This is a genomic window from Hymenobacter setariae (genome assembly GCF_007713685.1).
GTDB lineage: Bacteria > Bacteroidota > Bacteroidia > Cytophagales > Hymenobacteraceae > Hymenobacter > Hymenobacter setariae.
In genome coordinates, this window is sequence record NZ_VMRJ01000005.1 from 490,067 (window position 1) to 506,722 (window position 16,656).

The 16,656-nt window shown below is 58.5% G+C and carries 14 protein-coding genes; 9 read left to right on the top strand and 5 right to left on the bottom strand.

The genetic code is table 11. The features are described from left to right. Positions 1 to 243: 243 nt before the first annotated feature. From FNT36_RS20625 to FNT36_RS20655, 8 genes are all read left to right on the top strand, one after another. Positions 244 to 897, top strand: coding sequence for an outer membrane beta-barrel protein (locus FNT36_RS20625; RefSeq protein ID WP_144851606.1), 654 nt, complete (start codon positions 244 to 246; stop codon positions 895 to 897). Between the two features lie 117 nt (positions 898 to 1,014). Next, positions 1,015 to 1,137 carry a hypothetical protein gene (locus FNT36_RS25855; RefSeq protein ID WP_262712183.1) on the top strand — a complete coding sequence of 41 codons (123 nt, stop codon included), beginning with the start codon at positions 1,015 to 1,017 and terminating at the stop codon, positions 1,135 to 1,137. Positions 1,138 to 1,757: 620 nt separating this feature from the next. Next, positions 1,758 to 2,444, top strand: a complete 687-nt coding sequence (locus tag FNT36_RS20630) for a porin family protein (protein ID WP_144851608.1) — start codon at positions 1,758 to 1,760, stop codon at positions 2,442 to 2,444. A gap of 252 nt (positions 2,445 to 2,696) precedes the next feature. Continuing rightward, a complete protein-coding gene (locus tag FNT36_RS20635) occupies positions 2,697 to 3,290 on the top strand; it encodes an HPP family protein (RefSeq protein WP_144851610.1) in 594 nt (197 codons plus the stop codon). A gap of 247 nt (positions 3,291 to 3,537) precedes the next feature. Then, positions 3,538 to 3,858 carry a hypothetical protein gene (locus FNT36_RS20640; protein ID WP_144851612.1) on the top strand — a complete coding sequence of 107 codons (321 nt, stop codon included), beginning with the start codon at positions 3,538 to 3,540 and terminating at the stop codon, positions 3,856 to 3,858. A gap of 225 nt (positions 3,859 to 4,083) precedes the next feature. After that, positions 4,084 to 4,743: an NUDIX hydrolase gene (locus FNT36_RS20645; protein WP_144851614.1), complete on the top strand. Its 660-nt coding sequence runs from the start codon at positions 4,084 to 4,086 to the stop codon at positions 4,741 to 4,743. Between the two features lie 110 nt (positions 4,744 to 4,853). Next, on the top strand, positions 4,854 to 5,390 hold the full coding sequence (locus tag FNT36_RS20650) for a nucleotidyl transferase family protein (protein ID WP_144851616.1): 537 nt from the start codon (positions 4,854 to 4,856) through the stop codon (positions 5,388 to 5,390). Positions 5,391 to 5,461: 71 nt separating this feature from the next. Beyond that, positions 5,462 to 6,970 carry a nicotinate phosphoribosyltransferase gene (locus FNT36_RS20655; protein WP_144851619.1) on the top strand — a complete coding sequence of 503 codons (1,509 nt, stop codon included), beginning with the start codon at positions 5,462 to 5,464 and terminating at the stop codon, positions 6,968 to 6,970. A 23-nt stretch (positions 6,971 to 6,993) separates the two neighbouring features. Here FNT36_RS20655 and nhaA read toward each other — a convergent pair whose 3' ends face one another. Next, positions 6,994 to 8,316 (bottom strand): Na+/H+ antiporter NhaA, encoded by a 1,323-nt coding sequence (gene nhaA, locus FNT36_RS20660; protein WP_144851621.1) that lies wholly within the window; start codon positions 8,314 to 8,316, stop codon positions 6,994 to 6,996. Between the two features lie 191 nt (positions 8,317 to 8,507). Here nhaA and FNT36_RS20665 point away from each other — a divergent pair, with 191 nt between their 5' ends. After that, positions 8,508 to 10,448: a RecQ family ATP-dependent DNA helicase gene (locus FNT36_RS20665; RefSeq protein ID WP_144851623.1), complete on the top strand. Its 1,941-nt coding sequence runs from the start codon at positions 8,508 to 8,510 to the stop codon at positions 10,446 to 10,448. A gap of 26 nt (positions 10,449 to 10,474) precedes the next feature. Here the strand turns inward: FNT36_RS20665 and FNT36_RS20670 are convergent, their stop codons facing one another. The 4 genes from FNT36_RS20670 to FNT36_RS20685 form a co-directional block, all read right to left on the bottom strand. Beyond that, complete coding sequence (locus FNT36_RS20670; RefSeq protein ID WP_144851625.1) at positions 10,475 to 10,771, bottom strand: rhodanese-like domain-containing protein; 297 nt, start codon at positions 10,769 to 10,771, stop codon at positions 10,475 to 10,477. Between the two features lie 79 nt (positions 10,772 to 10,850). Further along, complete coding sequence (locus FNT36_RS20675) at positions 10,851 to 12,824, bottom strand: T9SS type A sorting domain-containing protein (RefSeq protein ID WP_144851627.1); 1,974 nt, start codon at positions 12,822 to 12,824, stop codon at positions 10,851 to 10,853. A gap of 168 nt (positions 12,825 to 12,992) precedes the next feature. Beyond that, positions 12,993 to 13,748 (bottom strand): PASTA domain-containing protein, encoded by a 756-nt coding sequence (locus tag FNT36_RS20680; protein ID WP_144851629.1) that lies wholly within the window; start codon positions 13,746 to 13,748, stop codon positions 12,993 to 12,995. 121 nt (positions 13,749 to 13,869) lie between these two features. Beyond that, positions 13,870 to 16,608, bottom strand: coding sequence for a D-alanine--D-alanine ligase family protein (locus FNT36_RS20685; RefSeq protein ID WP_144851631.1), 2,739 nt, complete (start codon positions 16,606 to 16,608; stop codon positions 13,870 to 13,872). Positions 16,609 to 16,656: the final 48 nt, after the last annotated feature.

Here is a 16,656-nt window from a genome sequence, read left to right on the forward strand (position 1 = left end):
TCTCCCCGGGCCCGGCTGCTACCAAGCCGCCCAGCCTAGATGATGGTCAGCAGCTGTACTGCCCGCTCGGCGTAAGCGCCCAGCTTCTCGTGGATAATGCGCCAAAACTTGACCTAGGAGTCTGCCATGTACCCAAATAGACAGAATCGGTACTTTAGGGGTAGGACGAAAAAGACTGCGTTAATGCAACCTTCATAAACTGGTCAAGCTCTATTTCGAGACCTAAGCCTCTATCCTTTTCAAATGCGCTTTCACCCTTTATTGCTTGCTAGCTCACTCGTTAGCCTGCTGCCACTGGTTAGCCAAGCACAAACTACCTCGCATTTTTATGTAGGCGCAGGGGCTAACCTGCTAACTAACGCGCCCTTTGGTTCGAAGATTTGGCCACGTCGCGTAGGCCCTTCCCTTACTGCAGGCTGGCAATTCACGCCCCGCTTGGCAGTTCAAGCAAGCGCAGCCTATCAGTGGGATAAGGATGTCTACTCCGACACCCATCTCTACTCCACCCCGACTAGTCCAGTACCGACTTTCTTTATTCGTACAATAGACTCTCGCTATAGCTTCTTGACGATACCAGTACTGCTACGCTATACTTTTTCCTCTTCTGCTGAAGGCCTTCAGTTTGACGCCTTAGGAGGCGTAACGTTGGTGCACACACGTTTGCGCACTACTTATTCGGCAGCCCCTGATGTTCCAAACTTTCCATTCGACTACACTAGCTCTGACACCCGGGTTAACCTGACCTTAGGACCAGCGGTACGTTATGCCATCTCTCCTAAAATAGAGCTAATGGCTAACGGCTTAGTGAGCGCTATTGTAAGTGATTCGCGTGATTTTAATGACCGTCTTTTTCTCAATGTCTTAGTGGGCGCACAGTACAATTTTGGTTCGCACTAAGTCCGCCAGGGCAGCCACGCAGCTGGTACTATGTAGCAAGCCAGCAACTCCCAGCCGACTGCACCGCCAACGGCTACAAATACAAAAACTCACTAGGGGGCACTAGTAAGCAAGCTCGTGGCCACGCCTGAGCCGGTGGCCACCGCCGATGTGGGCTTGTTGATGGCGACCACACCAGGTGCCGTGGCCACGCTGCTGTCTTTGGTTTTGGCAGCCTACCTGCTGCAGCTTTCTTTTTAGTAAAGCGGCCACGCCACCTACACCAAGTCAATGAGTTGCGTAAACTCCCAGTAGCCTAGCCATAGTGGGCCGCCTACGCATACGCTTGCCGCTGCTAAGAGCAGCAACCCACCCATTCTGCGCCAGATACTTGTACTCTTAAGTAGAGCTCCACCAGAGAGCCCTAAATGCCCGCCAATGGCGATGATAGTCAAGAGTATCATCACGAACATAAACAGGCTGCCATAGTTGATTTTACTGTTCGTAACGAGGCTAATATGTATGGCTAGCAGCATAGCGAAATACGGCATGGCAGGAGCAGGAGAGTCTGGCAAACGAAAGTAGGAAAGGTAATTTTCTTTCCCGTTACCTACTTCGTCGCCGCAAGGCCTAAATTATGCCAGACACTAGTCCGTCTTGCTACCCAGCGCCGCAATAGGGCGTGCCGGCCCGGCTCATGGTACAGGATACTGGGCACCGCACCGAGGAAGCCTTCAATCACTATATGGGCGTGGATAAGCTGAAGCTGGTCGAAGAATTCATGCGTAAAGCCACTCGGTGCTGGGCCGCGTAGGCGTGATGCAACCCTTCCTTTTTGAGCAGGCTCTTTCACGTACCGCTCCTTTTCTTACTACTTCTTTATGCTGAAAGCTCTTACTCTCCTCGCCGGCAGTCTGCTGCTGAGTGGCTCTGTTTATGCCCAGGCTGGCCTGCGCGTGGGAGGCACGTGGATGGATATCACCAAGAGCCTGTTTGATGTACGAAAAGGCGCGGCGAGCATGGATACTAACAGCCAGTTCGGTTACCACCTAGGGGTTTACTACCAGGTGCCCCTTACCAAACGCCTCTCAATCGTGCCTGAACTACAATTCAGCCGCGAGCGCCAGCACGCAACTGTGACAAGTGGTAGCGACCCTTCCTATGGGTCTGTGAGTGACTACCAACTGCGTTTATCCTACCTCTATCTACCCGTATTGGCCCGCGTAGCGTTTGGGCCGGTCTACTTCGAAGCCGGTCCCCAGCTTGGCTTGCTAGTTGGCGGCCACGGCGAGGGCACCACCCAAACCTATTCTGTGGACAGAACATTTACTTCTACCATCGACCAAGCAGCCACGGAGCGTTACAACCGCCTCGACGCGGGCCTCTGCCTAGGGCTCGGGGCCACATTGCCCGCTGGTTTTGGCCTGAGCCTACGTGCCTACCAAGGCCTGCGCCAAGTGAACCGGGAGTACATGTACAACATCACGTTTATTCCTTCTAGCACAAGCGACGAGTATCATCAGTTCTTCCAAGCTTCGCTCACTTACCGGTTGCCCGGCCAGTTGTAGAACCACCGGGACTGGTCGAAATGGTGTAAGAGGAGCAGGAAAAAATAAATTTCTAACGCGACCGTTAAAAACCGCGTTTATGCACTGGAAACGGGGTTTCGCTTTATAAACAATCCCGTATCTCAGCATTGGCAGGCGCTGGTACTTGCCTAGGTTGAGCTGGCCAGCTACCATGCCGAGCAGTGCCTCAGGTGCAGGCAGTCCTAGGCCCGAGTGCTAGCCCAAGACTCAACCAGCAGCAATAATTAGCTTATGCGAACTCCCTTGCGGCGGCATACGCGCCGGATTAAAGTCATTGTCTACCAAGAAACACTATTTGATTACAAAGAGCACTGCTGGACGTTCCTAGGTGCCTTTTTGGGCATAGGCTTGGTAGGTATGCTGAGTCAGTACCGGTTGGCCCCCGTAGATGCGCCTCTGCTCATTGGCTCGTTTGGTGCCTCGTCTGTCTTGATTTATGGTGTGATTAACAGCCCCTTGGCCCAGCCGCGCAACCTAGTGGGCGGGCACGTACTGAGCGCCTTCATTGGGGTGACCGTGCACCTACTAGTGCCGCAACCGCTGTGGCTGGCAGCAGCGCTGGCTGTGTCGCTGGCCATCGTAGGCATGCAAATCACCAAAACGCTGCACCCGCCGGGCGGCGCTACGGCGCTAATTGCCATTATCGGGTCGCCCCAGCTCAAAGCGTTGGGTTACTGGTATGTTGTGGTGCCCGTGTTGGTGGGAGCGGTGCTACTGCTGCTGGTAGCGGTAGTCATCAATAAGCTGGCGCCTACCCGCCACTACCCCGCCAACAAAAACTGGTACCGCGTGTGGCGGCGCACCTATCCGCCAGCAGGCTTGTAGCGCTTAGGCAACAACTCGCGCCGAAACCGCCGAAGCGGGCGGGCCCACGCTGCAGCTTCACAAGCCGCGTTGGAAGCAGGGCAGTGTAAAAGGCTGTATTTTGTTTAGCAGTAGGTTAAAGCAAGAGTTGGTTGCACGCAGTGTCTAGAGTTGAGGTAAAAATTGTGCCGCACCATGTAGCCGTTTCTAAGCTGCCACCGTATAGGCGGGCGTAGACTACTTTCTCACCTTTCTAGCTATTCTGGCCATGAACACCAAATTCCTCTTCGCCGCTGCTCTCTTTGCTGCTACTACCACTTCCGTTTTCGCCCAAACCGGCTTGGAAGATGATAAAACCAAAACGACCGTCGATGGCATGAAAACCAAGACCAAGACGGCCAAAGATGGTAAAATGAAAGTAAAAGGCAAGGATGAGGAAGGCAACGAAATGAAAGCCACTACCAAGCCTTACAAAGGCAAGATGGCCAAGCGCATGAACGGCGAAATGTCGGGCGATATGAAAGGCCACAAGGGCATGAAGCACCACAAAGGCATGAAAGGCGACTCGACCAAGATGGGCGGTATGTAAAGCACCCAGGCCTTTTGGTAACCATAAAACCAGTCCGCAAGGGCTGGTTTTTTTGTGCCCACGCTCTACCAATAGTGCCTTCGGGCTAGGTCACGAAATAACATTGGGCGTGTAGCACGCCGCCAAGTACCGCGCGGGATGAGAGGCCTCCTCTCTGCTGGCTACGCAGCATGTGCGGCACTCTTGGCCAGCCACTCTCTATACAGCTTCTACTTTTGCCGGGTCATGATGAGAGTCGCCGTCGATATTGTTTTGTTTGGATACGCCGAGCAGCAGCTGCACCTGCTGCTCATTCGGCGTAAGTACGCGCCCATTGCCTGGGCGCTGCCTGGCGGCTTTGTGCTGGAGGAAGAAGACCTAGACACTGCCGTGGCCCGCGAGCTGCTCGAAGAAGCTGGCGTAGCCGATGTGTACCTAGAGCAGCTCTACACCTTTGGGGCGGTGGCGCGCGACCCTAGGCGGCGCGTTATTAGCGTGGCTTACTATGGGCTGGTGAAACCCGAAAAATTCACGCTCTCGGCCACCACCGACAGTGCCGAGGCCAAGTGGTTTCGCTTTGACAGCCTGCCCGAACTGGCCTTTGACCATGCCGATATCATTCGGGTGGCGCACCAGCGGCTGCGGGCCAAGGTCACGTACCAGCCCGTGGGCTTCGAGCTGCTGCCCGATAAGTTTCTGTTCTCCGACTTGCAGCGCCTCTACGAAACACTACTGGGCCGCGAGCTCGACCGCCGCAACTTTCGCAAGAAGATACTCTCCTTCGGCATCGTGGAAGAAACGGGCGAGAAGCAGCAAAACGTGGCGCACCGTGCGGGCAGCCTATTTCGCTTCAATAAGGGCCAGTACGAGCAGATGGTGAAGTCAGGATTTTATTTTGAGCTGTAAATCAATATGTTGAAAAATAAATGTTGCGGATTTAAAATTTATAGACACCTTTGTGTAAAAAATACGTTAAGTCATTCAAGCAGCTTAGTAAGACGGCTGCCACCTTGCTTATGGCAACGCGCATAGGAGTAGTTATTGGCCGGTTTCAGGTGCCGCGCCTAGCCTTGCACCCCGGCTACCGGGCGCTGCTGGCCCACGTAGCCCACGAGAATAATGTGGTGCTAGTCGTGCTAGGGGAGGCCCCGCAGCCCGACCAGCGCAACCCGCTCTCATTTGGGCACCGGCAGGCCATGTTTGCCGAAGAGTACCCGGCCTTTCGGGTGCTGCCGCTGCCCGACGAGCCCAGCGATGCTGAGTGGGTGCGCCACCTCGATACTTTGATTGAGAGCAACCTAGGGCCGGTAGCGGCCACGGTGCAGCTCTACGGCGGCCGAGGCAGCTTTCTGGACACTTACCAGCGCTACGGCGGGCAGTTTGCCACCACGTTTCTGCCCGACCTCACCAGTCCGCATCACTGTGCCACCGACATCCGCCGCCGCATTGGGCAAGAGCAGCGCAGTTCGGCGGATATCCGCACTGGGCTTATCCAGGCCTGGGAGGGTAGGGGAGCCAGCACAGTGCTTTCTCAGCTCGCCCCCTGCCACTAGGCACCTAGGGCACAGGTAGTAGCTCTACCGCAAATTTTAACTTAACATTGAATATCAATCTGTCATTCGTCATGGAAACGCTCACCGCTCCCGTCATCGACCAGTCGGCCCTCATTGCCCAGCTGCAAGCGCAACTCGCTCACTTGCAGCAGGCCCAAACGCAACGCCCCAACATCTTGCTGCTGTCGGATGCCTACAAGTATTCGCACGCCAAGTTTTACGAGCCCGGCACTACGCGCATCTACTCCTACCTCGAGTCGCGCGGGCACCGCGGGGGCGTGTTTGAGGCCACGCTGGTAGCTGGGTATCAGTATTTGCTGAAAAAATACCTGAGCGGACCGCTCTTCACGCAGGAAGAGCTGGACTACGCCGCCGACCACTTGAAGGGCGTTTTCGGGCGTGACGACGTGTTTGATAAACCTCGCTTTCAGCAGTGGCTCGACGAGTACGACGCCGTGGCGCCAGTGCGTATTCGGGCGGTGCCCGAGGGTACGGTCGTAGGTACCCGCAACGTGCTGATGACCATTGAAAATGTGGATGACCGGTACTACTGGCTGCCTAATTTCTTAGAAACGTTGCTGTTGCAGGTGTGGTATCCTACCACAGTGGCTACGCTGTCGCGGGAAGTGAAAAAGGTGGTGAGCCACTATTTCGACCTGACGTCGGACTCCACTACGCTTGATTTTCAGCTCAATGACTTTGGCTTTCGGGGCGTGTCGAGCGTTGAGTCGGCTCAAATTGGGGGCATGGCTCACCTCATCAGCTGGCTGGGCTCGGACAACACTACGGCGGCCGAGATGATACGCCGCTACTACAACACTCAGGAGGTGTACGCCAAATCTATTCCGGCCACCGAGCACAGCATCATGACGCAAGGCGGTGAGGCTGGCGAGTTTGACGTGATTCGGCGGGTGCTGCGCACCTACCCCACGGGGCCGGTGTCCTGCGTCTGCGACTCGTTTAACATCCTGCGGGCGGTGCGCTACATTGGCACCGAGCTTAAAGACGAGGTGCTAGCCCGGCAAGGAACGCTCGTAATTCGTCCCGATAGCGGCGACATCATCAAAACGCTCGAAGCCATCTTTGATATCCTCTTTGAATGCTTTGGCTACGAGTTAAGTAGCAAGGGCTACAAAGTGCTACCGCCGCAGGTGCGCATTATCCAAGGCGATGGGGTGAACTACGACTCCATCAAGCACATGTACGAGGTGCTGGCTGCCCGTGGCATCGCTGCCGAAAACCTGGTCCTAGGTATGGGCGGCCGCCTGCTGCAAGCTGGCATCGACCGTGACACCTTCAATTTTGCCTTCAAAGCCAGCTATACCGAAGTAAATGGTGAGAGCCGCGACGTGGTAAAATCGCCCACCGAGCTGGACGCCGAAGGCAACCCGCAGAAGTCTACCAAGCAGTCCAAAAAAGGCCGCTTGAAGCTCGTGAAAACGGCCGACGGCTACCGCACGCTCACCTCCGCTGATGCTGATTTTGAAAGTGCCCAAGATGAGCTGGTGACGGTGTACGAGTGGGGCAAAATGGTGCGCGAAAGCACATTCGAGGAAATCCGGGACCGGGCCAAGCTGTAAGCTAACTTGTTGGTGAAGGGCGCCTAGGTCTGCGTGGGAGACTCTGTTGAGGTGTAGCGTAGCAGCAAATACCCCGCGCCACCTGCCACTAGCGAAGCCATCAGGATGGCTAGCTTGGCTACCTGAGTAGGTAGCGAAGACTCACCTAGGGCGAGCAGCGTAACGAAGATGGACATGGTAAACCCGATGCCGCCGAGCACCCCCGCCGCCCACAGGTGCTTCCAGGCCACGCCGGGCGGCAGCGCGGCCCAGCCCAGGCGCACGGTAAGCCACGACAAGGCTCCAATGCCTAGGGGCTTGCCAACTGTCAAACCCAGCACAATACCCAGCCCCAGCGGCGAAAGCAGACCCCGCAGCGCCGCTGGCTCAATAGCCAAACTGGTATTGGCAAAAGCAAACAGCGGGATGATGCCAAAGCTCACTACCGAGTGCAGCTGGTGCTCTAGCCGCTGTGCGGGCGAGCTAATGCGCTGGTGCAGGTCTTCGAGCTCTTCGCTGATGACGCGCGGGTCGGCTTCGGACTCTTGTGTTTCCTCGCGCAGTAGGGCTAGCCGCTCATCGAGGCGGTGCAGCAGCTCGGTGCGGGCAAAGGGGATACGAAACGGAATAGCTATTGCCAGCAGCACCCCAGCTAGCGTCGCATGAATGCCTGACTCTAGCATGAAGTACCACAGCACCAGGCCCAGCGGGAGGTAAGCCCAGAGGCTACGTACGCGTAGCCAATTGAAAACTAAGAGTATACCCCAGGTGCCTAGGGCCAGATAGAGGAAATGCACATGCAGCTCCTTGGTGTAGAAACCCGCGATAACCAGCACTGCGCCCAAGTCATCCACGATGGCGAGCGCGGTAAGAAACACTTTGAGGCCCAGCGGTACCCGCGCCCCTAGTAGTTGCAGCACGGCCAAGGCAAACGCAATGTCGGTAGCCATCGGAATGCCCCAGCCCCCGGCCGTGGGCGTGCCGTGGTTGAACAGCGCAAAGAGCAGGGCCGGAACCAGCATACCCCCTAGGGCGCCCGCAATGGGCAGCGCCGCCTGGCGCGGCGACGATAGCTCGCCATCCAGCACTTCCCGCTTGATTTCGAGGCCCACGATGAGGAAAAAGACAGTCATCAGCCCGTCGTTTATCCATTGCAGCAGCGTGTGGTCGAGTACAAAGCTGCCCATAGCCAGCCGCAAGTGCTGGTCCCAGACCGCCGGGAAGTAGCGGGCGGGGCCCCACTCGGTGTTGGCCAGCACTAGGGCTAGCACCGCACTGATAAGTAACACAATACCGCTAGCGGCCTCCCGGCGAAAGAATTCGATAAAAGGCCGCACCAGCGGGCGGATAAGTAACGCAGCAACCATCGCAGTTTTGAACAGTAAGTGCTCTGCTATACGTGCCGGCGCCGCAAGCAGTGAGTACGCTGGCCTTCATTTCGCCAGAAGACTAGCTTTGAAGTATTTATAAAAGTCGCCTAGGCGCATTACCGGGCAAGGTAGCACGGTGTTCTTGCCCAGCCCCCATAGACTGGTACGGGCAGTGATACCTTTGTGCTATGCCACTTGCCCCGTCCGAAACCAACCCGCTCGCGCTCCTGCGCCAGCACTGGGGGCATCAGCAGTTTCGGCCCGGGCAGGAGGAAATCATTACGGCGGTACTAAATGGCCGCGATGCGCTGGCCCTGCTGCCCACGGGCGGCGGCAAAAGTATTTGCTTTCAGGTGCCAGCACTGGCACGGCCGGGTATCTGCATCGTGGTGTCGCCGCTCATTGCGCTGATGCGCGACCAAGTGGAAAACCTGCGCAAGCGGGGCATCAAAGCCGAAGCAGTCTTTGCGGGCATGAGCCACCAGGAAATCGACCAAACGCTCGACAACTGTGTGTACAGCAAAGAAATAAAGTTCTTGTACGTGTCGCCTGAGCGGCTGCTGACCGACTTATTTCGGGCGCGGCTGGCCCGCATGAATGTGGGGCTGCTGGCCATCGACGAAGCGCACTGCCTCTCGCAGTGGGGCTACGATTTTCGGCCGCCCTACCTGCGCATTGCCGAGCTGCGGGCGCTGCTGCCGGCCACGGTGCCGTGCATTGCGCTCACGGCCACCGCCACCGGGCAGGTGCGGCAAGACATTGTAGAGAAGCTGAGCTTCCGGCCCGGCTACGGCATTTTCACCCAGAGCTTTGCTCGGCCCAAGCTCTCGTATTCGGTGCTGCACACCGAGGACAAGCTGCGTCGCCTGCTTGAGGTATTGCGAGGGGTAGGGCCCGGCAAAACTGGCATCGTGTACGCCCGCACCCGCCGCCAAGCCGAGGACACGGCCGCCTGGCTGGTGCAGCAAAAGCTGCCCGCCGCTGCCTACCACGCCGGCCTACCCGCCGAGCAGCGCACCCGCGTGCAAGAAGCGTGGCTAACTGACAAAACGCGCATTATTGTGGCCACCAATGCCTTTGGCATGGGTATCGACAAGCCCGATGTGCGCGTGGTGGCCCACCTCGATGCACCAGCTACCCTAGAGGCCTACTACCAGGAGGCCGGTCGCGCCGGGCGCGATGGCCTCTACGCCTTTGCGGTCTTGCTCAGTGGCCCCGCCGATGCCGACAGCTTGCGGCGGCAGGCGCAACTAGCCCACCCGCCGCCCGACGTGGTGCGCCGCGTGTACCAAGCGCTGGCCAACTACTCGCGTACGGCGGTAGGCGGTGGCGAGCTAGTGGCCTTCGATTTTGACCTAGGGTTGTTTGCCGAGACGTACCGTCTCAAAGCCGTGGATGCGCACCATGCTCTCAAGATGCTAGAGCAGCAGGGCTTTGTGCAGCTCACCGAGGCCGTAAACCAGCCCGCCCGCGTGCAGCTCATTAGCAATCAGCAGGATTTATACCTGTTTCAAGTCGCCAACGCGCAGCACGACCTACTCATCAAGGCCCTGCTGCGGATGTATGGCGGCGAGTTGTTCGTAGGCTTTCAGGCCATTTCGGAAAGCGCCCTCAGCCGGCACCTGCGCCAGAGCACCACCGATGTAGTGCGCCAGCTGCGCTACCTGCACACGGCCGGGGTGCTGCACTACCAGCCCCGGCGCGAGTTGCCGCAGGCCATGTTCACCACGCCCCGCTACGACGCACCCCAACTGCCGCTCGATGAGCGCCGACTCAAAGCCGCCCGCCAGCTCACCGAGCAGCAGACCACGGCCGTGATTGAGTACGCGGCCAGCACCACGCGCTGCCGTCAGCAGCTCTTGCTCGACTATTTTGCTGAGCCCGACGCGCCGGCGTGCGGGGTATGCGACGTGTGCCTAGCCCGCAAAAAAGCCCGGCAAGCGCCCATAGACGCTGCCGGGCTACAAGCCGGGTTGCTGGAGTTAGTGCGTCCCGCGCCGCTCTTGCCCCGTGAGGTAGTGGCTCGCTATCCGAGCACCGAGGCGGCCACCGTTACGGCCGCCTTGCGCACGCTAGTCGAGCTAGGCAAATTGGTCTACGCGCCCGATGGCCGCCTAGGGCTAAAGTAGCTTGGCTACCAAGCTTAAGCCATGGCTTAGCTGCCGTAAGCCAGCATACCACCTTCCAGGTTGCGCACGTTGGTGAAGCCTTGCTGTGTGAGAAAGGCTTTGGCAGAAGCCGAGCGGCCGCCGCTCTTGCAATGCACAATTACTTCTTGGTCTTTCAGGTCTTCTAGGTCATCCAGCTTAGTGGGCAGGGTGCCAAGCGGAATATTCTGGCTGCCAGGAATGCGGCTTTCCTCCACCTCCCAGGGCTCGCGTACGTCGATGATGGTAGGAGTTTCGCCGGCTTGCAGGCGCTGTTTCAATTCGGTGATGCTGATATCAGCCATAGCGTAGAAAGGGTTGAGCAAGCCAGTAAAAACAGCGTAGAAGCTGAAAGCGGCTAGGATAAGTGACCTAGGGTCGGTTTTATTGCAAGGACAGCCGGCGCGTGGCCGTGCTGCCATCGGGCAAAGTTAGCTGCATCAGGTATACACCGGCTGCCAGGCCCGCGGGTAGGCGCAGGGTAGCTTGCCCGGCCTCGGCAGTGGGCTGCTGCCACACCGGGCGGCCCAGTACATCGAGCAGCGCGGCCCGGCTAAACTTAGGTCCATCTACAGCCACGGTGGTGCCAGTGAGGGCGGGGTTGGGGTAGAGGGTGAATGCGGCCGAAATAGCTTGCTGCCCGCGGGTGGCCAGTACCGTGCGGTTCATAACGGGCCGTATCATAGGGGCGCCAGTGGGCTGCGGGGTTTCAGCGGTCCAGGGGTCGGCAATGGTTGTGCCCCGGGTGTTGACATACACCGTATTAGCTGGTAATTGGTTGTTTAGGTCGAGGCCGTAGAGTAAAAATCGCCCGTTCGATGCCTGACCGTAGCCCACGTAGAAGCGGCCCGACACAGGCACCGGCGCCGTAAAGGGGACTTCTATAAACGTTTGCCCGGCGGGTAGCGGATTGGTAAGCGTGGCCGTGGCCGTAGCCAGCGGAGTGTTAGCTGGCTTGCCGTTGTTGTCGGCCCACACGGCGATGGTGATGGAGCGATTCTCGTTGTTTTCGCCCCCAGCCGTCAGCGAGATGTTATTGAAAATCGGCGCTATCAAAATCGACTTTACATAGTCGGCTTGGCTAGTAGTGAAAGGCAGGGCTAGGTAGCTCGTGGGATTATTGTTGTTGGCGGGTAAGCCAATACCAAACTCAGCCGTGCCGTCGTCATACGCATAGTAGTTGCCCAGCTCTAGGTCGCGGCTGATGGTATCATTGGGCAGCGTTAGAGGGTTTGTTTCGTTGGTGAGCAGTGCCAATTGGTAGCGAAAGCGCCGCGCTACGGTGCCCGACACAGCCAGTGGTGCCGTAGTAACATCGCCCTGCACAAGCTCCTGGCGAGCAGCGGCTACAATGGGCCGGCCGGCTGTGAGCCAAGTAGCTGCGGCCGCGCCGCCGGCCGTAAGCTCGCGCACGGTGCCTACCCAGCTCACGGGCGTAGGCGTAGTCAAGGGGGCCGTAAGGCTATTGAGGGTAGCCGTCAGGGCAGGGTTGAGGGGAGAAGTGCCCGCGGCGGTGGCGGCCGCATACTGCCACACCGGCATGGCCGTGTAGGGGCGCAGTGGGCTGCCTAGGCCCCGGCTGGTGGCAATGTCTTGAAACGTGGTATCGCTGGCCGTGCGGTTGCTGTTCAGGTAGATATAGTCCAGCCCAAACAAGTCGGTGTTGAGCGTGCGGCTGCCGCTGGCCCGAAAGCGAAACTGAAAGCCACTGTGCAAGTAAGCGGCTTGGTTGAGTGGCAAAATCTGCTGTTTAAACCGCGTAACAACCCCGCGGCTGCTGTACGACCACGCCGCCTGCCAGCGGCCGGTGTTGTCGAGTAGCTCCAGCGTTAGGCTCACGGGGGAGCTGCTACTGTTGCTAGAGGGCGTGCCCACCAAGCTGCCCGCCTGCCAGGCGAAGCTCAGGTATACATTGCTAGCTGCCGTCACTCCCGATAAGTCGATGACTTGCGAAGTCAGCGTATCAGTTTGGCCGTAGGCCGTCGCTTGGCTGGTCGTGTAGGGTAGGCCAGTGCTGCGCAGGCCATCCAGCGTGAGCGTGCCCCGCGTGAGTGGGTTTGCCGCGTAGCGGTTGCTGACATAGCTGCCTCCGCCTAGGTAGCGAACAGTGGCCCCTAGGTTGGGATAAGCGGTAGTGGCACCCAGCCAGCGCGTAGCGCTAGGTGGACCCTCTAGTGGCGTGGTAAAATCATCGAAGAAAGGCAGCGTCAGCGCTGTGGTGCGTTGGGCAGCCGTGCCGGCTGCAGGCGTGGCTGCCGTAGCCACCCGCACGGGGTCGGCGGGCAAAGGCCCCGTAATAAGTTGCGCCAATGCCCCAAACGGCAGTAGCAGGGAAAGAGCCAGTAAGCGAAGACGCATAAGTACTAAGTAGCAAGGAGTGTAATAACCAATTAGCAGCTAGCGAAGCTGTTTAAAAATCCGCCCGCCGCGCTGAGTCTGCTGGCGTTTACGGATTTTCGCTACACGTGCTCTTCTTTAACTGCTGGCCAGCCCGATAATTGTTTGTTGCTACCTGCCACTCGGCTATTACTCCGCTATCCACAGGTCTACCAGCTGGCCCATGCGAATGGGGGTGCCCGGCAGCGGCCGCTGGCGCACCACGGTGCCGGGCGTTTGGCCGTCGGTAGCGGCTTGCTTGAAGGCTTCGCCCATTTGGAGGCCTTGCCCGGCGATTAAGGTACGGGCCTCGTCCTCAGGCATATTAGTTAGCGTAGGCGCCGCAAAGTCTTGATTGCCTTGGCCGTCGCCCACTATCAGGTCTACTTTGCTGCCCTTGGCGATAGGTGCGCCGGGCGCAATATCCTGGCCGTTCAACTGCTGCTTCAGCACCATGTTTTGGGCCAAGTCAGGTACATATTTTAACTGGCCTACTTCTAGGTCGTAGCTTTTTAGAATCAGCTGCGCGTTCTTCACCGAGCCTTCGGTGAGCTTGGGCATTTTGATAACCGGCGGGCGGCGCATAGCCACCGAAATGTATATTTTGCGGTCTTCTTTCACCTTCTCGCCGGGTGCGGGCTCCTGGGTTAGCACTGTGAGGGGGCGCGTGCCGGCCGAGTAGCTGCTGTCATCGACGTAATAAGCCAAGTTGCGCTGGTCGAGGTAGTTTTCGAGGTCGGCCAGGTTCATACCCGTGATTTTGGGTACCACGATGGTCTCGCCGTGGTGCGTGGTCAGGGGCAGGTACACATAGAAAAAGCCCAGCACCAACCCCGCGCCCAGCACCGCAATGACGGCTAGGTGCTTGAAAACGTCGAACCAGGTATCAGATTTAAAGAAAGACATAGGGTGCAAAGGTCATGCAGAGCGCAGCGAAGCATCTCGCGTGACGCAGTAAATTTTTACGTTGTTAGTTACTGCGCCACGCGAGATGCTTCGCTGCGCTCTGCATGACGAGCGTGGTTATTTATTCTGTAACAGAAGCTTTTGCCGCGCGCGCCTTGCCAAAATCCAGAATACGGTCGATGAATTGGTAGGGCGTGTAGCCGGCCAGCGCCGTTTGGTGGAAAATGCAGGTGGCGGGCGTCATGCCAGGCAGCGAGTTTACTTCGATAATGAGCACCTCCACGGCACCCGACTGCCGCACCCGCACAAAGGCGTCGATGCGGGCATAGCCCTCGATGTGCAAAATCTCGGCCACTTGGTGCAGCGTGCGCTTCACCTCCTCCGAAATGCGCTGACGCTCGGTGGGGTCGGGGGCGTAGCGGGCGGGTGTAATATTCTGGCCCTCACCGGCCAGGAATTTCTCTTCCAAGCTCAGCACCTCGCCGGTAGCCAGGGCCTCGCTGGCCTCGAATACCTCGATGTGCAGCTGGCCGCTTTCATCGTACGACGTGAGCAGGCCGCCCGTGATTTCGAGGAAATGCGCCGCCCCATCGGGCCCGATGAGCGTTTCGACCAAGAAGGCGTCTTTCTGCGGAAACTCCTCCTTGAACCCTAGGTGCAACACCTCAGCCGGACCAGTGAGCAAGGGCTCCTGGGTGCGGAAAATCTGCTGGCTGAAGGCTTCGAGCTCAGCGCGGGTCTTTATTTTTTTCACCGCCGACGAGCAGCCATCATCGGCTGGCTTGGCGATGAAGGGGTAGCCAAACTCGGCCTCCAGGCTGCGGTAGAAAGCCTCGGGGTCGGCGGCCCATTCGAGGCGGTAGGCCAGGCGGTGCTCTGCCACACGCAGACCGGCCTCGCGCAGGCGGCGGTTGGTTTCGTACTTGTTGATGGTCACGGCCGAGCTGGCTGCGCCTGAGCCGTTGTAGGGCAGGCCATACTTTTCGAGCTCCTGCTGCAAGGCGCCATCTTCGCCGGGCCGGCCGTGCAGGGCAATGAACACTTCATCGGCCTTTTCGGCTAGCTCCTCAAATGACAGGCGGCGCGGGGCAGCCACCGGTTGCCCTGCGTAGGTGCCCGTGATGCCGCTAGCTTCTTGCCGAATGCGCGCCAGCACTGGATGGGCAGCGTGGCCCGCCTCGGCTTGTTCTATTTTCTCACGGATGTCGTCGGCGTTATCCTTGAGCATCACGTTGATGGGCAACTCGTAGAGGCGGAACTCCTCGCTGCTGCCCGCCAGAAACACCGGGATAGGCCGGTACTTGGTACTGCTGCTCAGCTTCTCGTAGATGTTGCGCCCACTCTCCACCGAGATGTGCCGCTCGGAGGAGTAGCCGCCCATAATCACGGCCACGCGAATGCGCTCGTCGGTACCGCCGTGGCGGCCGGCGATGGCCTTGTCGAGCTGCGCCAACTGCGCTCCTAGCTGCACCGGCTTCAAGCCCGCGCGGCGCCGGGCGGCCAGCGAAGTGCGGATGATATAGGTGAGGAACTGGCTAGGGTTCAGGCCAATCTCGGCGGCCTGGTGGAAGAAAAACGACGCGGGCAGCATGCCGCTCGTCGTATTTGGGTCGTTGAGGAAGATGGTGCCATCGGCCTGAATAAAGCCATCTAGGCGGGCGTAGACCTCGAAGCCGAAGGTGGCGAACATCTTCTGCGCCTCCTGCCGGATGCGCTCGATGTCGGCCTCGGGTAGGTCGATGGGCGTGACCTTGCGGGCCAAGCCGGGCAGATACTTGGCGCGGTAGTCGAAGACTTCGGTACCTTTTACAATCTCGGTGGGGGGGAGGGCCAGTGGCGCCCCATTCTCATCCTCGACCACAATGCAGCTGAACTCACGGCCGGCTACGAATTGCTCGATGAGGACTTGCGTTTCGCCAGTGAGGCTCTGGATGGTTACTGTTTTGCAATCCCAAAAAAAGGAATGCTCAATAACAGTAAGCAACTCTTCCGGATTGTAAATAGGCTTTTCCACCGCACCTAGCAACTCCGGAATATCAATGGTTGGTGGAAGTATTACCTGCACCGGCATACCAATGCCTTCGCGGATGTCAGCCAGCTGACGCACCCAGGCTAGACGGCCGTTTTCGTCCAGATTTTTCCATTCGGCTTTGGCTAGCGTGCGCCGAAACAGCGCACGCTCCACGGCGGCTTTAAACTGCGCCGGGTCTTCCTCACGTACGATGCCGATACCAATGCTGCTGCCCTGGTGCGGCGCTTTAATAACAAGCGGCAAGCCTAGCTCGCGGCCCAGCATGGAAAGCAGCGCTGCCGGGTCGGCCGTATCCCAATCTGCTGCCGTAAGCACGTAGAAATCAGGCGTAGCCAAGCCAGTGGCCTTGAGCAGTTTCTTCTGCGCGATTTTATCAATGCCGAACGCCGAGGATAGAATGCCCGAGCCCGAGTACGGAATGCCCAGCCACTCGAGCAGACCCTGAATGGCGCCGTCTTCACCGCCCGGCCCGTGTAGGGTCAGGAACGCAAAATCTAGGAGCCTAGGTAGCTCGCTGGCTTCTACGCGGCGGCCTACGCGGCTGATGAGGTCATTCAGGGCTTCGTCGGTCAGCTCGCCCAGATTCTCGAGGTAAAGCTGCCAGGGGTGGCGGCTGGTTGGGTAGGCCTCCGCGGGCGGGTAAAAGTCGCGGATGGTACCCTTGTATAAGTATTGCCAGTCGAGCAGAATGAAGTGCCCTAGGCTATCTACAAAGATGGGTACGGGCTGAAACAAGCCCTTGTCCAGATTATCGAAAACGGTGCGCCCGCCGGCAAAGGAAATTTCCCGCTCGCGCGAGGTGCCACCAAAGAAAATACCAACTTTCATAAGTGCTACAAAGGTAAGGAAGCGCGGCGGCGGAGTAGGGCTGCCGCG

Bases quoted from the DNA above. Each gene is read 5' to 3' on its own strand.
- FNT36_RS20625 (WP_144851606.1), top strand. From the start codon at position 244: ATGCGCTTTCACCCTTTATTGCTTGCTAGCTCACTCGTTAGCCTGCTG.
- FNT36_RS20630 (WP_144851608.1), top strand. From the start codon at position 1,758: ATGCTGAAAGCTCTTACTCTCCTCGCCGGCAGTCTGCTGCTGAGTGGC.
- FNT36_RS20635 (WP_144851610.1), top strand. From the start codon at position 2,697: ATGCGAACTCCCTTGCGGCGGCATACGCGCCGGATTAAAGTCATTGTC.
- FNT36_RS20640 (WP_144851612.1), top strand. From the start codon at position 3,538: ATGAACACCAAATTCCTCTTCGCCGCTGCTCTCTTTGCTGCTACTACC.
- FNT36_RS20645 (WP_144851614.1), top strand. From the start codon at position 4,084: ATGATGAGAGTCGCCGTCGATATTGTTTTGTTTGGATACGCCGAGCAG.
- FNT36_RS20650 (WP_144851616.1), top strand. From the start codon at position 4,854: ATGGCAACGCGCATAGGAGTAGTTATTGGCCGGTTTCAGGTGCCGCGC.
- FNT36_RS20655 (WP_144851619.1), top strand. From the start codon at position 5,462: ATGGAAACGCTCACCGCTCCCGTCATCGACCAGTCGGCCCTCATTGCC.
- nhaA (WP_144851621.1), bottom strand. From the start codon at position 8,316: ATGGTTGCTGCGTTACTTATCCGCCCGCTGGTGCGGCCTTTTATCGAA.
- FNT36_RS20665 (WP_144851623.1), top strand. From the start codon at position 8,508: ATGCCACTTGCCCCGTCCGAAACCAACCCGCTCGCGCTCCTGCGCCAG.
- FNT36_RS20670 (WP_144851625.1), bottom strand. From the start codon at position 10,771: ATGGCTGATATCAGCATCACCGAATTGAAACAGCGCCTGCAAGCCGGC.
- FNT36_RS20675 (WP_144851627.1), bottom strand. From the start codon at position 12,824: ATGCGTCTTCGCTTACTGGCTCTTTCCCTGCTACTGCCGTTTGGGGCA.
- FNT36_RS20680 (WP_144851629.1), bottom strand. From the start codon at position 13,748: ATGTCTTTCTTTAAATCTGATACCTGGTTCGACGTTTTCAAGCACCTA.
- FNT36_RS20685 (WP_144851631.1), bottom strand. From the start codon at position 16,608: ATGAAAGTTGGTATTTTCTTTGGTGGCACCTCGCGCGAGCGGGAAATT.